The sequence below is a fragment of the Pseudomonas sp. G11 genome, from assembly GCF_029457515.1.
GTDB lineage: Bacteria > Pseudomonadota > Gammaproteobacteria > Pseudomonadales > Pseudomonadaceae > Aquipseudomonas > Aquipseudomonas gorinensis.
This window is the reverse complement of record NZ_CP120377.1, coordinates 4,621,610-4,638,491: the sequence shown is the minus strand read 5'-3', so window position 1 is coordinate 4,638,491 and position 16,882 is coordinate 4,621,610. Positions and strand designations below refer to the sequence as shown.

The 16,882-nt window shown below is 61.5% G+C and carries 8 protein-coding genes; 3 read left to right on the top strand and 5 right to left on the bottom strand.

Annotated features, from left to right (window positions below; translation table 11 throughout):
* Positions 1-22: 22 nt before the first annotated feature.
* Positions 23-1,255 (bottom strand): NADH:flavin oxidoreductase/NADH oxidase family protein, encoded by a 1,233-nt coding sequence (locus P2T68_RS21280; RefSeq protein WP_193690565.1) that lies wholly within the window; start codon positions 1,253-1,255, stop codon positions 23-25.
* A gap of 71 nt (positions 1,256-1,326) precedes the next feature.
* Between P2T68_RS21280 and P2T68_RS21275 the strand changes: the two genes are divergently transcribed.
* Positions 1,327-1,731, top strand: coding sequence for a MerR family transcriptional regulator (locus P2T68_RS21275; protein ID WP_024075117.1), 405 nt, complete (start codon positions 1,327-1,329; stop codon positions 1,729-1,731).
* A gap of 319 nt (positions 1,732-2,050) precedes the next feature.
* Here P2T68_RS21275 and P2T68_RS21270 read toward each other — a convergent pair whose 3' ends face one another.
* On the bottom strand, positions 2,051-2,545 hold the full coding sequence (locus P2T68_RS21270) for a DUF934 domain-containing protein (RefSeq protein WP_024075118.1): 495 nt from the start codon (positions 2,543-2,545) through the stop codon (positions 2,051-2,053).
* Positions 2,529-4,187, bottom strand: coding sequence for a nitrite/sulfite reductase (locus P2T68_RS21265; RefSeq protein WP_024075119.1), 1,659 nt, complete (start codon positions 4,185-4,187; stop codon positions 2,529-2,531). Before P2T68_RS21265 ends, P2T68_RS21270 begins: the two co-directional genes overlap by 17 nt.
* Before the next feature lie 422 nt (positions 4,188-4,609).
* Here P2T68_RS21265 and P2T68_RS21260 point away from each other — a divergent pair, with 422 nt between their 5' ends.
* Positions 4,610-5,677: an ABC transporter substrate-binding protein gene (locus P2T68_RS21260; RefSeq protein WP_069075863.1), complete on the top strand. Its 1,068-nt coding sequence runs from the start codon at positions 4,610-4,612 to the stop codon at positions 5,675-5,677.
* Here P2T68_RS21260 and P2T68_RS21255 read toward each other — a convergent pair.
* On the bottom strand, positions 5,674-5,889 hold the full coding sequence (locus P2T68_RS21255) for a DUF2970 domain-containing protein (RefSeq protein ID WP_024075121.1): 216 nt from the start codon (positions 5,887-5,889) through the stop codon (positions 5,674-5,676). The genes P2T68_RS21260 and P2T68_RS21255 overlap by 4 nt on opposite strands.
* 141 nt (positions 5,890-6,030) lie before the next feature.
* Here P2T68_RS21255 and P2T68_RS21250 point away from each other — a divergent pair, with 141 nt between their 5' ends.
* On the top strand, positions 6,031-13,068 hold the full coding sequence (locus P2T68_RS21250; RefSeq protein ID WP_277378248.1) for an NEL-type E3 ubiquitin ligase domain-containing protein: 7,038 nt from the start codon (positions 6,031-6,033) through the stop codon (positions 13,066-13,068).
* Between the two features lie 24 nt (positions 13,069-13,092).
* Here the strand turns inward: P2T68_RS21250 and metH are convergent, their stop codons facing one another.
* A complete protein-coding gene (gene metH, locus P2T68_RS21245; RefSeq protein ID WP_069075865.1) occupies positions 13,093-16,803 on the bottom strand; it encodes a methionine synthase in 3,711 nt (1,236 codons plus the stop codon).
* Positions 16,804-16,882 lie beyond the last annotated feature (79 nt).

Here is a 16,882-nt window from a genome sequence, read left to right as displayed (position 1 = left end):
GATCACGGTGAATGCTCCGCCTTTAATGTGAAGATTGCGTCATGGTCGCGCGGTATTGCCGGGTGCGCCGCGCGATAAACCACTGGTCGCGCAGCAGCGCCAGCCAGGGGGCGACCTTGGCATCGGGCAGGCGGCCACGGCTCAGGCGGCGCATCTGGTCACGCACCACGGCCAGGGTGGCGAGGGCGGCCAAGGGTTTGCGCTGCCAACTGACGGGTTTGAGTTGCGGGTTGAGGTCGCGCCCCTCGTGCCAGTGTTTGATCAGTTGCGGTTCCAGGGTCAGGGCGGTAGCGATGCCGGCCATGGCGATACCGCTGTCCAGCACCTGTTGCACGATGGGCAGGCGGCGAATGCCGCCGGTGACCATCAGCGGCATCTTGGCGATGGTCGCCAGCTCTTTGGCAAACTCCAGGAAGTAGGCTTCACGGGCCAGGGTGCGACCGTCCCGCGCTTCGCCTTGCATGGCCGGCGCTTCGTAGCTGCCTCCGGACAATTCCAGCAGGTCGATGGGCAGGGGGTTGAGCATTTCCACCACTGCGCGAGCATCGGCCTCTGCGAATCCGCCGCGCTGGAAATCCGCCGAGTTGAGCTTTAGCCCGACGCAAAAGGACGGGCTGACGCTGGCACGAACCGCGTGGATCACCTCCAGCAGCAGGCGCGCGCGGTTCTCCAGCGAGCCACCCCAGCGGTCAGTGCGCTGGTTGCTCAACGGCGAGAGAAACTGACTGAGCAGGTAGCCGTGCGCGCCGTGGATCTGCACCCCGGTGAACCCGGCTTTCTCGGCCAGGCGTGCGCTGGTGGCGAAGCGTTTGATCACGTCCTGAATGTCGTCCTCGGTCATCGCCTTGGGCTTGGCAAACATCTTCGAAAAGCTGCCCAGGTCCAGTGCAATCGCGGAGGGCGCCAGGGCTTGCTGACCGAGGTTGGCCATGGTCTGGCGACCCGGATGACTGAGCTGTACCCAAAAGTGCACGCCCTTGTCGCGGGCCACGTCGGCCCATTCACGAAAGCTGTCCAGGTGTTGTTCGTCTTCGAGGGCAACGCCGCCGGGGCCGGTCATGGCGCGGCGGTCGATCATCACATTGCCGGTCAGCAGCAGGCCGGGCTCACCGTCCGCCCAGGTAGTGTAAAGCTGCTTGAGTTCACGGGAAGGTGCTTGATCGGCGTCCGCCATATTCTCTTCCATCGCCGCCTTGGCGATGCGGTTGGCGAGGACCTGGCCATTGGGCAGTTGCAAGGGCTCAAAGGGTGACATGAGTTGACTCCGGAGTGGGGGAGGCCTCAGGCTAAGCTTAAAGTTAACTTTAATGTCAAGCGGGTGTTTTGATGAATATTGGTGAGCTGGCAAAGCGGAGTGGGTTGGCGGCGTCGCGTATCCGCTTTTACGAGTCCGAAGGTCTGATCAGCCAAGTGGGGCGCCAGGCCAATGGTTATCGACGCTATGCGCCCGATGCCTTGCAAACGCTGCAACTGATCCAGAGTGCACAACAGGCCGGGTTTACCCTGCAGGAACTCAAGGCATTGATGCCTGCGCCGGGGGAGCACAAGCGTGAGGAGTTAATAGAGGCGCTGGAGCGCAAGGTGGCGCAGATCGAGGTGATGCAGGCGCAGTTGGCTCATAGCAAGGCGCAGTTGCTGGGCGTAATCGAGGCGGTACGGGCGCAGCCGGAAGGCGTGCCGTGCTCCATGGGACAGAAGCAGGTGCTGGCGTCGATCAAGATCGGTGCCTGAAAAAACTCCGATTTGCACCGCCAGGCAGACCCAAATGTGAAAAATCCCCCGTGGCGAGCGGGCTTGCCCCGCGTTGGGCTGCGCAGCAGCCCCAATAAGAGCGCTGCAGTGTGCCAGGCAGCTCCGGGCCTGTGTTTTGGGGCTGCTTCGCAGCCCAACGCGGGGCAAGCCCGCTCGCCACAGCCACAGCCACAGCCACAAGAGTGCGGGCACACCGAGCCTGGGTGAGGTGCCGAGTGGTGGGGCAAGCCCCCTCCCACATTCAGCGCGGGGCATCCGTTAGAGAGTCGTCAGCTCACGGCAATCCCACATTTGAAGCTCAGCGCCGCCGGAACAGCGGCAGCGGCTCATCCGTTGCAGCCTGGTACGTCACCGAGAAGTCCTTGAGGCTTTCCAGCGCCGCGTACGGGTCTTTGTCGGCGCGCAAGGCGAAGGCATCGAACCCGCAGCGGTGCAGGTAGAACAACTGGTCGCGCAACACGTCGCCAATCGCCCGCAGTTCGCCTTTGTAACCGTAACGGTCACGCAGCAAGCGTGCGTTGGAGTAGTTGCGTCCATCGGTAAAGGCCGGGAAGTTCAGGGCGATGACCTGGAAATGCTCCACGTCGTCACCGATTTCCTCGGCTTCTTCATCGGCGTCCAGCCACACGCCCAGGCCGCCATCACGGGCCTTGAGGGCGTGGCCGTGTTCGCGCCACAGGGCCAAAGGCACGATCAGGTCGTCGCAATTGGAAATGCTGTCGAAGCTCGTGTCCTTGGGCAGCAGGTGCCAGGTTTCATCGATGACTTCGTTGTTCTTAATGATTCGCTGCATAGACGCGCTCCTTGAACAGGTCAATGCCGATGCGCTGGTAGGTGTCGATGAAACGCTCATCTTCGGTGCGCTGTTCGATGTAGACGTCGATCAGCTTGCCGATCACCTCGGGCATGGCTTCCTGGGCGAAGGACGGGCCGAGGATCTTGCCCAGGCTCGCATCGCGGCTGGCGCTGCCACCCAGGGACACTTGGTAGAATTCTTCGCCTTTCTTGTCCACGCCCAGGATGCCGATGTGGCCGACGTGGTGGTGACCACAGGCGTTCATGCAACCGGAGATGTTCAGGTCCAGCTCGCCGATGTCGAACAGGTAGTCCAGGTCGTCGAAACGGCGCTGGATCGATTCGGCAATCGGGATCGACTTGGCGTTGGCCAGGGAGCAGAAGTCGCCGCCCGGGCAGCAGATGATGTCGGTCAACAGGCCGATGTTCGGCGTGGCAAAACCGCTTTCGCGCAGCTCGCCCCACAGGGTGAACAACTGGCTTTGCTCAACGTCCGCGAGAATGATGTTCTGCTCGTGGGAGGTGCGCAGTTGGCCGAAGCTGTAGCGCTCGGCCAGGTCGGCCACGGCGTCCAGCTGCTTGTCGGTGATATCGCCCGGTGCAACGCCGGTCGGTTTCAGCGACAGGGTCACCGCCACATAGCCCGGCTTTTTGTGCGCCAGGGTGTTGCGGGTGCGCCAGCGGGCAAAGCCTGGGTGCTGCTGGTCGAGCGCTGCGAGCTCGGCGTCCTGATTGCTCAGGGCCTTGTACTCGGGGTCGACAAAGTGCTTGGCCACACGGTGCACTTCGGCGTCGGTCAAGGTGGTCTGGCCACCGCGCAGGTGCTCCATCTCGGCATCGACTTTCTGGGCGAACACCTCAGGGGTCAGCGCCTTGACCAGGATCTTGATCCGGGCCTTGTATTTGTTGTCACGACGGCCGTAGCGGTTGTAGACCCGCAGGATAGCGTCGAGGTAGCTCAACAGGTCCTGCCACGGCAGGAACTCGTTGATGAACGCGCCCACCACCGGGGTACGGCCCAGGCCGCCACCCACCAGTACACGGAAACCCAGCTCGCCGGCCGCGTTGTACACCGGCTCCAGGCCGATATCGTGTACTTCGATGGCTGCACGGTCCGAGGTCGAGCCATTGATGGCGATCTTGAACTTGCGTGGCAGGTAGGCGAATTCCGGGTGGAAGGTGGTCCATTGACGGACGATTTCGCACCACGGGCGTGGGTCGATCAGCTCGTCGGCGGCAACCCCGGCGAATTGGTCGGTGGTCACGTTGCGCAGGCAGTTACCGCTGGTCTGAATGGCGTGCATCTGCACGGTGGCCAGCTCAGCCAGGATATCCGGCACATCTTCCAGCGCCGGCCAGTTGAACTGCACGTTCTGGCGGGTACTGATGTGGGCATAGCCTTTGTCGTAGTCGCGGGCAATCTTGGCCATCATGCGGGTCTGGCGCGAAGTCAGTTGGCCATAGGGCACGGCCACCCGCAGCATCGGCGCAAAGCGCTGAACATAAAGGCCATTTTGCAGGCGCAGAGGGCGGAACTCTTCTTCGCTCAGTTCACCTGCTAGGTAGCGTCGGGTCTGATCACGGAACTGCTTGACGCGGTCCTCGATGATGCGCTGATCGTATTCGTCGTATACGTACATATAGGTCCTGTTCTCGGCAAATCTGCGCGCACGGCCGCGCACTCCCAACGGAGCCGGCGCACGATACCAGTTTGCGTTTATGCGCAAAAGTGATGTTTGAGTATATGCAAATAACCAAATTGACTAATGAGAACCGTTATCGAGATACCCACATTTGTCATGCGGGCAATCATGAACTTTACTGTGATCGTGTTTGAGTGCAATCACCTATAAAACTGACAAGAGGCGATGCAATGAGCAATCCGACAAAAGCCCGTAAACCTGACAGTACCGTTGATGCCTGGGCCATTCTGTTTTTGATCATTCTGGTGGTGGGAACTGCCGTGTTCTGGGTCAGCCACCAATAAAGGACCTTGATTGAGCCTCGATTGGTTTGGGCATTGCCACTATCATGGCGGCCTATTTTCGAGGCTCAAACATTCATGTTGAAGGTGTTGATTACGTGTGTCTGGTTGCTGGGATCGACGTATGGGGTGATGGCTCATGCAACGTCGGTGGTGTTTCTCAATCCGGGCATGTCCACGGAAACCTTCTGGGTCAGCTACACGCAATTCATGCAGGCCGCCGCCAAGGACCTCGGCCTGGAATTGCGCGTGCGTTATGGCGAGCGTAATGCCGACAACACGCTGCTCCAGGCGCGTGAGGTACTGCAAGGCAGCCAGCCGCCCGATTACCTGGTGCTGGTGAATGAGCAATACGTTGCACCGCAGATCCTGCGCATGGCTGAGGGCAGCGGCGTGAAGCTGCTGGTGGTGAACAGCGCGCTGACCCCCGACCAGGTGCAATTGCTGGGAACCCGCAGTAGCATCCGTTTGATCGGCAGCCTGGTCGCTGACGATGAAGAGGCTGGCTACCTGATGCTTCGCGACCTGTTGCGCCAGCATGGCCCGGTTGCGCCCGGTCAATCCCTCGACCTGTTGGCCTTTTCCGGCGTCAAGACCACGCCGGTCGCGCAGTTGCGTGAACAAGGCATGCGCCGAGCGCTGGCCGAGCATCCCGAGGTGCGCCTGCGTCAGTTGGTCTACGGGGAATGGAACCGCGAGCGCGCCTTCGAGCAAGCGACGCAGTTGTTCAAGCGCTACCCGCAGACGGCATTGGTGTGGTCGGCCAGCGATCAGATGGCGCTGGGCGCGATGCAGGCGCTCCAGGCCAGTGGGCGTTTACCGGGAAAGGACACGCTGTTCAGTGCCGTCAACAGCTCGCCGGAGATCTTGCAGGCGCGCCTGGACGGGCGTTTGTCGTCCCTGGTCGCCGGGCATTTCACCGTGGGCGGCTGGGCCATGGTGCTGATCCATGATGATGCAAAGGGCGTGGATATTGGCGCATACGGCGGGCGTGACCGTCAGTTGGCGTTATTCCAATTGATCGATGCCGGCCAGGCGCGGCGCTTGTTGGGGCCGACACCGTCGGTGAATTTTCGCGCGCTGTCTGCCCAGGGCAAGCCGGTGTCCTATCGCTACCCCTTCAGCCTGCGTCTGTTGCTGCGCTAGACGCCGGCCAGGTGCAGCACCAGCTTGACGATCCCAAACAAGGTCAAGGCAAACACCACCGTGAACAGGATGCCCAGAATCACAAAGTGGCTGGGCTTGCCGTGGGTAAAGTCGCGGGCGCGATTCTTGCCGCTCTGTACGCCAAAGGCGGCGGCCAGGACGCTGTGAAGCATCTGTAGAAACGTCGGTGGTTTATTGTTCGAATCGTCCATGAGCTGCCTCACGCACTGGGTTGAATAAGCCATTGCCAGAGCATAGCTCGGCTCTGTATTGGCGGTTAAGTATCTACCCCCAGGCCGCCGAACGGCCGTGATCTTCTGATGTGCTCTTAATGAGGTATCAGGAGTGACACCATGCCGGACCGTTCCAAGGGGCTTCATGTCCCGTTTATCAAGCGTCGTTTGCCTGACTGGACGCAGCACCTTCATAGCGCCCACCTGGAGGACATGACCGACACGCGCGATCTCGCGCAACGCTTTATCAGCGTCTACCCAGACCTGTTCGACCAGGCGTCGCCCATGCTGCGCCAGCGTTTGCTCGACAGCCAGGCCCGCAGCAACACCTCGATCCAGCAATTGGCCAGGACCCTCAAGGACTTCAAAGGCATCACCGAGTTCTGCAAGCCGCTGTTGATCGAGGCCATGCGCAAGAAATTCGGCCAGACGCCGTATGTCGTCAAGACCCATCTATACCATCTGCGCACGTCGAGCCCGGTCGATGCGCAGCCCCTGTTGCAAGCCGCGATGCGAAACTTCGAGGCGAACGAATCATTTGACGAAGTTTCCCTGCAGGAAACCAGTGCACTGGCTCCAGAGGGTTCGTTGGAAAGTGAACGCTATGACGAGACCGATAGGTACCCGTTTGGCAAAACCCGCTACCTCATCCGTAACAAGTTATCAATCAAGCCCGCGGATTTCGCTGGCCTGTGCCGAGAGCTGGATTTGGGCAAGCACTATCAGAACCATCTGCGTGCGGTGTTCCAAACCCCTGGTACGGCCGCCGTCGTGCGTCAGCGGACAATGACGGCAAGCAAGGACCGGCTGCGCGTACAAGCGCACATTGCCAGGATGAAGTTGGACATTGACGAGAGCGTGTACGTTTCGCTGTTGGCGTTCCTCGATGGCACAGGGCAAGGCCGATTTGATGGGAAACCCATGGTTTTCAGTCGCTTGAGTATTCTCGGTTCGACCTTGAGCGACGTGTTCATTATCGGTAACGACTCACGCCAGGCACGAATCGAGTTGCAAAACCCTTGGTACAACCTGATTCCCGGCGTGTGGGTCGCCAAAGGAAGACTGCCTCCCGAGCCCCGATTCGTGGTGTATATCCCTGGAGACCCGGTCAGTCCCCTCAAGACTTACGCGTCGGTCAGTGCGTTCGCCAGCGAACTCGGGGTCAAGCTGCGGCAGCCCCCTTATCAACGCTTGTTCGCAAGTCTGGTGCCTCATGGGGAGTCGCCAGGATTCCTGCGCCGCCTCAAGAACCAGCTGACGATTTATCGCTGGAACCCGAATCCGGTCTATCCGGGCCCGCCGTACAATCCCGAAACCTATGCCAACGGGGTCTATGAGCAAGTCTGGAACACCGAGATGAACCTGGCCCTGGAGGAATCGGTCATCGACGGTGAGGTGTTCGGGGCCCGTTATGATTTCCACCTTGCCCGAATCAAATCCAACGCCGGGTTGCTGGCCCGGCCGACCGGTGTCGTAGACCGCGAGGCATGGATAGAGCGGCTCCAGCACTACGCTGAATGGGGCATGAACCTGCTGAACGTGGCGGCCTTCTTCGTTCCGGGGCTGGGCGAGATGATGATGGGCGTCACGGCCGTGCAACTGGGCTACGAAGTCTTCGAGGGCGTGGAGGCCTGGAGCGCGGGCGACGCCGACGAAGCCTGGCAGCACTTCAAGTCGGTGTTGCAGAACGTGGCTTACATGGCTGCATTGGGGGCTGTCGCGAGCAAGGGGCCAGCGGTGCTGCCGTCCCGCTTTGTCAACAGCATGTCGAAGGTGACGACGCCATTCGGCAAGGTGCGTCTATGGCACCCGGACCTTGCGGCCTACAAAAGCAGTGCCTCGCTTGAGGGGCTCACCCCCAATGCGTTGGGGCAGTATCAGCTGGGGAGCAAGACCTATATCCGCATGGAGGGCAATGTCTTCGAAAAGACCTTCGATCCCGAGATCAAGCTATGGAGAATCCAGCACCCTACGGTGCACGATACCTACCAGCCCATTCTGAGACACAACGGCTTCGGGGCCTGGCGCCACACCTTGGAGCATCCGTTGGGGTGGGATCGCGTCGCGTTGATGCGGCGGATGGGGCCGCATATGGAGCCCTTCACCGACGCGCAACTGGAGCAGATCGCCGACGTCAGCGGCGTCAATGACGATCACCTGCGCCGGTTACATACCGATCATCAGCCGCCGCCACCGGTACTGGCCGAGACCGTCCGGCTGTTCGAGCTGGATCGCCAGACGGACGAGGTGATCCGGGATATCCGCCAAGGTGCGTGCCGGGAGGGCCTGTGCCAGTTCATGGTGCCGCTGACGTTGGAGTTGCCGAATTGGCCGGTGGATGAAGTGTTGGAAGTCTTCAGCGGGCCGGAGCCCTGGGGGGCCTCGCAACGTTTCTCTGCGGCGGATGCAGCCGATACGGCAAGGCCCACCATCAAGATCACTCGGGCCGAAGTCGATGCCGGAAAACTGCCAGAGCGCGTGCTGGAAAACCTGGACGACGGGCAAATTGCACGCTTGCTGGGTAGCGAAAACCAGCAGCCGGATGCTGATCGCGTCCAGGTGTTCAGGGATCGTTTGGCCGACCATGCGCAGCGCCGCAGGAAGGCAGTATTCGATAACCTGATGAGCCGGCAAGCCGCCCCGGACGCTGACACGCAGATCCTTCAGCGCAGCTTTCCAACGCTGTCGCCCGAAGCAGCGCGGCAGGTGTTGAGCCATGCCAGCGACGAGGTGCTGGGGCAATTGCGCAGCACCCAGCGGGTTCCCCTGCGACTGGCCACGCAAATACGTGTGCATTTGCATGAAAGCGGCGTAAGCCGGGCGTTGATCGGCCTGTCCGTGGAGAGCCTGGCGTCCTCGGCCAGCGATCGCCTGGCACTGCACTGCCTGGAACACCTGCCCGGTTGGTCGGCGGATACACGGGTGGAGGTGCGGTTGCACGGGGTGAGGGGGCCGCTGGTGGACAGCATCGGCGGCGAGCAGGCCGCCACGCGCTACTGCCTGGTAAAGGGCGGCGATTTCATTCAAGCGTTCGATGCCCAGGGCAAGGCGTTGAACAGCGTGCCGGCGTCCGGGCGCAATCTGTTTGAATCGCTGCTGGAGGTCGTGCCCGCGCCAGTACGAGAGTCATTACAAGGCAAGCCGAGCGAGGCACTGCGCAAGCAGGTGGTCGACTACGCGCTCAGCCATCGTGACGACATGTCTCGGATCATCAAGCGCGACCCGCTCAAACGCGGCGGCGGGCGATTGTTGCGCCGCCCATCCGGCCGGTTCGGTTATGCGGCCAGCGGCGATGTTGCCGGTTTCGCCGATGAAGCCCTTGTCGCCAGGGTGCGGGCGATCTATCCCAATGTCACGGATCAACAAGCCTTGCAGTTTGTCAGGAGCCGCCTCAGCGCGGGTGATACGGACCAACAGGTTTTTCATCTGTTGGAAAACCGGCGCAGGGAGTTCGAAGGCTTGTGTTTCACATTGGATACCTGGGTTGAAGGTGTCTTGTCGCCTGATCCACGTGGTTCGATACGGACACACCTGCGGGGGATCGCCGATCGGATCATTGACTGCTGGAGAAGCGGTCTGTACCGCGGACTGGCGCCAGCGTTCGAGCTGGACATCGCGAGTACATTGTCCGTGCCGAGGCTGGCCGCCGACTTTTCCCATGTGCGCAGGCTGCGATTGACCAGTCTACAGCTTGCCGGCAGCGACCTTGAGCGGATGTTTCCTGCGCTGAAAAGCCTTGAACTCAACGTCATACCCCTGCACATACCGATGTTGGCCGATCAACTTTCGTCGCTCCAGACCCTGACTGAGCTCAAACTCACCTTTTCTGCCCAGGGCGTGGGCGATTCGCTCGCGTTGTCGCAAGCCTTGCAGGGGATGACGCAACTGGAGTGGTTGCATCTGGTTGGCAATATTCCTGAGCTCGATTACAGCACGCTGCCTCGTTTGCGAGCCCTGACGCTGGCGGGGCCCATGGGCCAATGGCCGACCGGGGTTCTAGCCCTGCCGGCCCTGGAGTCGCTGGATTTGTCCGGTGTCGCTGTTCAGTCTTTGCCGAACGAACTGTTCAGCGGGCACGAGGCGTTATGGCGCCGATTGCAGTTGAACTGGGGGGCATTGGAGCCAGAACAATTCACGCGGGTGTTTGACTACGTGCACGATAACCCCGGCCATTTGGTCGAGGAGTCGCAGGTTATTGCACACCACTGTCACCAGCGCCTTGGGGCGTTGGTGCCCAATCATTGGCGCTTTGCTGGCGACGCTTTGGCCGCTTTACGCCGTGAAGGGCTGGAAGGGCGAGGGCTGCTGGATAAGGTTGTGGCATTGGAGCAAGAACACAGCGCTCTGGATGGGGCGCTGGAACAATGGCAGGCCACGCCGGTACGCGTCGACGGGCGGTCAGCATCGGTGCAGGGGCGCAGGGCGTGGGCTGACAGGGTGCGCGCCCTGTGGCGTGACGCGCTGGTTGCTCGCTACGGGGGCGGGGAGCCTGAGGCGGGGCCCTCCCGACTCTTTGACGAGCCGCGTCGCACCGATCGATGGAGCTTGGGCGATACCAGTGGGCTGGGAGACCTGCCTGCGCTGGGCGATGTTCAGTTCACCCAGATACGTGTCCTGAGCCTGGCAAGGGCCAACCTTTCCACGGCGCAAGCCAATGATTTGCTTCTGCATTTTCCCAACCTGGAAGAACTCGATCTGAGTGGCAACCGGCTGACCGATCTACCCCAGGCCCTGGAGACGCAGCAGCGGCTCACCAAGGTGAACCTGTCTGGCAACGAACTGACGATCACCCCCTCGATACAAGCACGGCTCAATCGCCTGACGTCCCTGCAGGGGCTCGACCTGGCGGGCAATCGCCTCACCGGGCTTAGTGTGAATGCGCTGATGGAGTTGCAGTCTCTGAATGTCAGCCGCACCCAGCTCCGGGCATGGCCGGAAGGGGTGCTGGACCTGTCGAAACTGCGCTTTCTGGATTTGAGTTACAGCGCTATCACGGAGGTGCCCAATGCGCTGTGGACGGACCACGATATCCTCTTGGCGCACACCTCCTTGCGCGGTTGCCGATTGAGCCCGCAAGCCATCACTGCGGTGCAGGCGTTTGCTGAGCGTACCGCCCCGGGCACGCCGTCGGCGTTCCTCTATAGAAGCCCGCTGGGCATCGACCGGCCCGTGCTCGCTGCCGGCAGAACCGGAGGCGACCCGGAGTTTTTCCCGGAAGAAGTGTCGGAACAACCGGATTTGTTAGTGCCACTGCCTGTAGACGTGCCAGGGCAGTTACCGTTGACGTCGGCCGAACGGCTGCAACGTCTTGATCCCCAGCTTGGCGCGGGCCAAGCCGTTGAGCGGCTGGACGCCTGGTTGGGGCAGGGGGTGAGCGCGACGCAAATCGAGGATGCATTGCGGCTGTGGCAGGAGCAGCAGGTGCAAATGATCCAAGGCTTGAATCGCTGGATTGATAACCCTGCGGTGCGCAGTCGTGATGGGTGGGTCAACGCGCCTGATCGTCGTCGTGCCGCTGAGCGTTTGCTGGCGTGCTGGCGCGAGACCCTGCGCGAGGTGCGCAGCGCAGAGGCGGTCGCGAACGATTATGCCCTTGATTTGAGCGGTTTGACGGTGGGCGACCTACCGGCCCTGCCGATCACATTCAGGCATGTGGGAACGCTGGATCTGAGCAATGTCGGGCTCACGACCGCTTCGGATGCGTTTTTGCGCGCGTTCCCCAGGCTGGAGAGCCTGATGCTCAACGGCAATGGCCTGGGCGCGCTGCCCGACGCGGTGACGGGGCTTGAGCGGCTGACCCGGCTGAGTGCCCACCACAATGAACTGAGCGATGCCCCGTTGCTGCAGCGCCAATTGCGCGCCTTGCCGCAACTGCAACAGGTCGACCTGGAAACCAACCACCTGGATAGTTTCGATGTGGCCGGCCTGGACCGGTTGCAGGTCCTCAACCTGAATTACAACAGGCTCAGCGACTGGCCCGCAGGTGTGCTGGAGGCGCCCGCGCTGACCACGCTGGGCCTGCGCAGCAACTACAACATAGAGACCATTCCGGTGGGGGCATTCTTGCCGGAACATAATGCGTTGATGGCTGGAACGGACCTGTCCGACAACATGTTGGAGGAGAGAGAGTTCCTGCGGTTGCAGGAGTATCAGCGCGAAACGGGCCGGGGCTTGGGTTTTACCCCCCACGACATCGACGAGTTGCTTGCAGGCTTCCATTCCGAAGCCGAGGACGATGAGCCTGGTCTTGCGCTTCACCCGGAGAACGAGACGCCGGAACAGGCCAAGGCCCGGTGGTTTACCGGCGGCGCCGCCGACTCCGAAAGGCAGGCGGTGTGGGACACGGTAATGGCACAGGACGCGAGGATGGTTCAGGAGGAGGGGGCGCCCGAGGGCACGCCAGGTGACTTGGCGACTATATTGGGACAACTGCGCCATACCCGGGATTTTCAGCTGGACCGCGCCAATCTCACGGAGCGGGTGTGGAACGTCCTGGAAGCGGCGTATGGCGATCAAGCGCTGCGCGAGCGTCTGTTGGGGATCGCCCGGGCGTCAAGGCATGGTGCGACATGTGGCGATGGCCGGATCTTATTGTTCAATGCGCTGGAGGTCGAGGTGTTTGAGTTCAATGCCTTGCGCGCCATCGACCCCGCCGACAAGGGCCGGGTCCTGCTGAAACTGTCCAGAAAGCTGTTTCGTCTGGCTCAGGTGGAAGCCCAGGCCGAAGCGCGCATCCAGCAGAACCCAGGCATAGATCCCGCGGAAATTCGCCTGGCTTATCGTATTGGCCTGGCCCAGCGCCTGGAGTTGCCGACCCAGCCCAGGAGCATGCTCTACAACAACCTGTCCCGTGTAATGGCGGCAGACTTGGATGCGGCCTATACGGCGATAATCGCCCAGGAACAAACCCCGGCGTTCATCGAGCAACTGACCGTGCGTCAATACTGGGTCAATTACCTGCAGGAAAAGTACCCGGATAAGTTCTCGGCGGTGCAACAGACGCTGGATGACGCCCTCTCGACCTTGGAGGATCAATACGCCGAATTCAATCCGGCGTATTTCGAGGCGTTGCAGGCCCTGCAAAAAACCAATGAGTCGGCCCGGCGCAAACTGTTGAACGAGCTTTCAACCGGCGAAATAGCCGATTTGGGCGACTAACTGGTCGTCAGGCACCGGGCCGGGTCAGTTGTCATACCCCAGGTTCGGTGCCAGCCAGCGTTCGGTCACGGCAAGGTCCTGGCCTTTGCGCGCGGTGTAGCTCGCCACCTGGTCCTTGTCGATCTTGCCCACCGCAAAGTACTGCGCCTGCGGGTGGGCGAAGTACCAGCCGCTGACCGCCGCCGCCGGGAACATTGCGTAGTGCTCGGTGAGGAATACGCCGCTGCGGCCGGCGTGCATTTCGCGGGCTTCAGGGTCGAGCAATTGGAACAACTGGGCCTTCTCGGTGTGGTCCGGGCACGCCGGGTAGCCTGGGGCAGGGCGGATACCGCTGTACTGCTCCTTGATCAACGCGTCGTTGTCCAGTTGCTCGTCCTTGGCGTAGCCCCAGTGTTCCTTACGTACCTGCTGGTGCAGCCACTCGGCGCAGGCCTCGGCCAGGCGGTCGGCCAGGGCCTTGACCATGATCGAGTTGTAGTCGTCGCCGGCGTCCTGATAAGCCTTGGCGACTTCTTCGGCGCCGATGCCGGCGGTGGTGATGAAGCCACCGATGTAGTCGGTCACGCCGCTGTCCTTGGGCGCGACGAAGTCGGCCAGGGAGAAATTCGGCTTGCCGTCGGTCTTGATGATCTGCTGGCGCAGGTGGTGCAGCTTCGCAATCGGCTGGCCATCGTCGCCGTAGACTTCCAGGTCGTCGTCCTGCACCTGGTTGGTCGGCCAGAAACCGAACACCGCGCGGGCGCTGATGAGCTTCTCGTCGATCAGCTTCCTGAGCATTTCCCGGGCATCGGCGTACAGCGCAGTGGCGGCTTCACCGACCACTTCGTCCTCGAGTATGCGTGGGAATTTGCCAGCCAGGTCCCAGGAGATAAAGAACGGCGTCCAGTCGATGTACTCGGCCAGGACGTTGAGGTCGATATTGTCCAGCACCTTGGTGCCGGTGAAGGTTGGCTTGACCGGTGTGTAACTGCTCCAGTCGAACTGTGGCTTCTTGGCGATGGCCGCCGGGTAGCTCAGGCGTTCGGTGCGCGCGCTGCGGTTCGAGGTGCGTTCACGTACGTCGATGTATTCCAGGCGGGTCTTCTCGACAAAGCCGGCCTTCAACTCCTTGGACAGCAGTTGCGTGGCCACGCCCACCGCGCGGGAGGCGTCGGTCACGTAGATCACGGCATCGTTGCTGTACTTGGGCTCGATCTTCACCGCCGTGTGCGCCTTGGAGGTGGTCGCGCCGCCGATCATCAGGGGCAGGTGGAAGTCCTGGCGCTGCATCTCGCGGGCCACATGCACCATCTCGTCCAGGGACGGCGTGATCAGGCCGGACAGCCCGATAATGTCGCACTTCTGCTCCTTGGCCACCTGCAGGATCTTCTCTGCCGGCACCATCACGCCGAGGTCGACGATGTCATAGCCGTTGCAACCGAGCACCACGCCGACGATGTTCTTGCCGATGTCGTGCACGTCACCCTTTACGGTCGCCATCAGGATCTTGCCCTTGGCTTCCGGCTTGTCGCCTTTTTCCAGTTCGATGAACGGGATCAAGTGCGCCACGGCCTGCTTCATCACGCGGGCGGACTTCACGACCTGGGGCAGGAACATTTTACCGGCGCCGAACAGGTCGCCGACGATGTTCATGCCTGACATCAGCGGGCCTTCGATCACTTCGATCGGGCGCGCGAACGACTGCCGGGATTCCTCGGTGTCTTCGACGATGTGGGTGGTAATGCCCTTGACCAGCGCATGTTCCAGGCGCTTGTTCACGTCCCAGCCGCGCCATTCCTCGGTCTCGGCTTCCTTGACGCTGCCGTCGCCTTTGTATTTGTCGGCAATGGCCAGCAGGGCGTCGGTGCCGTCCGGCGTGCGGTTAAGTACAACGTCTTCCACGGCGTCGCGCAGTTCGGTGGGGATCTGGTCGTAGATCTCCAACTGGCCGGCGTTGACGATCCCCATGGTCAGGCCGTTGCGGATCGCATGCAGCAGGAATACCGAGTGGATCGCCTCGCGCACCGGGTTATTGCCACGGAACGAGAACGACACGTTGGACACGCCACCCGAGGTCAGCGCGTACGGCAGCTCGTCGCGGATATACGCACAGGCGTTGATAAAGTCGACGGCGTAGTTGTTGTGTTCTTCGATACCGGTGGCGACCGCGAAGATGTTCGGGTCGAAGATGATGTCTTCCGGCGGGAAGCCGACTTCATCGACCAGGATGTCGTAGGAGCGTTTGCAGATTTCCTTCTTGCGCGCTTCGGTGTCGGCCTGGCCGGCTTCGTCGAACGCCATCACCACCACCGCCGCGCCGTAGCGCTTGCACAGCTTGGCGTGGTGAATGAACTGCTCGACGCCTTCCTTCATGCTGATGGAGTTGACGATGCCCTTGCCCTGGATGCACTTGAGGCCGGCCTCGATCACTTCCCACTTGGAGGAGTCGATCATGATCGGTACGCGGGAGATATCCGGCTCGCCGGCAATCAGGTTGAGGAAGGTCACCATGGCCTTCTTCGAATCGAGCATGCCCTCGTCCATGTTGATGTCGATCACCTGGGCGCCGGCTTCCACCTGTTGCAGGGCGACTTCCAGGGCTTCGGTGTAGTTGTCTTCACGGATCAGGCGGGCAAAACGTGCGGAACCAGTGATGTTGGTGCGCTCGCCGACGTTGACGAACAACGACTGGCGGTCGATGGTGAACGGCTCCAGGCCCGACAGGCGGCAGGCCTTGGGGATGTCCGGGATCTGCCGTGGCGGGTAGCCGGCCACCGCCTTGGCAATGGCTTCGATATGCCCCGGCGTGGTGCCGCAGCAGCCGCCGACGATGTTGAGGAAACCGCTCTGGGCGAACTCCTCGATGACCTTGGCGGTTTGTGACGGCAGCTCGTCGTACTCGCCGAATTCATTGGGCAGGCCGGCGTTGGGGTGCGCGGAAACGTGGGTGTTGGCCTTGTTGGACAACTCTTCCAGGTACGGGCGCAGCTCGCTGGCGCCGAGGGCACAGTTCAGGCCCACGGAAATCGGCTTGGCGTGGCTGACGGAGTTCCAGAACGCTTCGGTGGTCTGGCCCGACAAGGTGCGGCCGGAAGCGTCGGTGATGGTGCCGGAGATCATGATCGGCAATTCGATGCCGAGCGCTTCGAACACCCCCTGCACGGCGAAGATCGCGGCCTTGGCGTTGAGGGTGTCGAAAATGGTCTCGATCAGGATCAGGTCGGCGCCGCCTTCGATCAGGCCCTTGGTGGCCTCGGTGTAGTTCTCCACCAGTTCATCGAAGGTGACGTTGCGGTAGCCGGGGTTGTTCACATCGGGCGACAGCGAGCAGGTGCGGCTGGTCGGGCCGAGTACACCGGCAACGAAACGCGGCTTGGCCGGGTTCTCGGCGGTCTTGGCATCGGCGATCTTGCGCGCCAGGCGTGCGCCTTCGACGTTCAGTTCATAGGCCAGCGCTTCCATGCCGTAGTCGGCCATGGAGATGCGGGTGGCGTTGAAGGTGTTGGTTTCGAGGATGTCGGCACCGGCATCCAGGTAAGCCTTCTCGATCCCGCCGATCACATCCGGGCGGGTGAGCACCAGCAGGTCATTGTTGCCCTTGACGTCGCTCGGCCAATCGGCGAAACGTTTACCCCGATAGTCTTGCTCCTCCAGCTTATAGCTCTGGATCATCGTGCCCATGCCACCGTCGAGGATCAGGATGCGTTCCTTGAGGGCTTGGTGAAGGGCTTGCAGGCGAGCGCTACGATCGGACATGGGACTACTCTGGTCAGGCATTACGGAGGGCGTGGATCATAACAAACCTGTGCGGATTTGGAGCATGCCAAGGTTTTGC

Bases quoted from the DNA above. Each gene is read 5' to 3' on its own strand.
- P2T68_RS21250 (WP_277378248.1), top strand. From the start codon at position 6,031: ATGCCGGACCGTTCCAAGGGGCTTCATGTCCCGTTTATCAAGCGTCGT.
- P2T68_RS21260 (WP_069075863.1), top strand. From the start codon at position 4,610: ATGTTGAAGGTGTTGATTACGTGTGTCTGGTTGCTGGGATCGACGTAT.
- P2T68_RS21275 (WP_024075117.1), top strand. From the start codon at position 1,327: ATGAATATTGGTGAGCTGGCAAAGCGGAGTGGGTTGGCGGCGTCGCGT.
- metH (WP_069075865.1), bottom strand. From the start codon at position 16,803: ATGTCCGATCGTAGCGCTCGCCTGCAAGCCCTTCACCAAGCCCTCAAG.
- P2T68_RS21255 (WP_024075121.1), bottom strand. From the start codon at position 5,889: ATGGACGATTCGAACAATAAACCACCGACGTTTCTACAGATGCTTCAC.
- P2T68_RS21280 (WP_193690565.1), bottom strand. From the start codon at position 1,255: ATGTCACCCTTTGAGCCCTTGCAACTGCCCAATGGCCAGGTCCTCGCC.
- P2T68_RS21265 (WP_024075119.1), bottom strand. From the start codon at position 4,187: ATGTACGTATACGACGAATACGATCAGCGCATCATCGAGGACCGCGTC.
- P2T68_RS21270 (WP_024075118.1), bottom strand. From the start codon at position 2,545: ATGCAGCGAATCATTAAGAACAACGAAGTCATCGATGAAACCTGGCAC.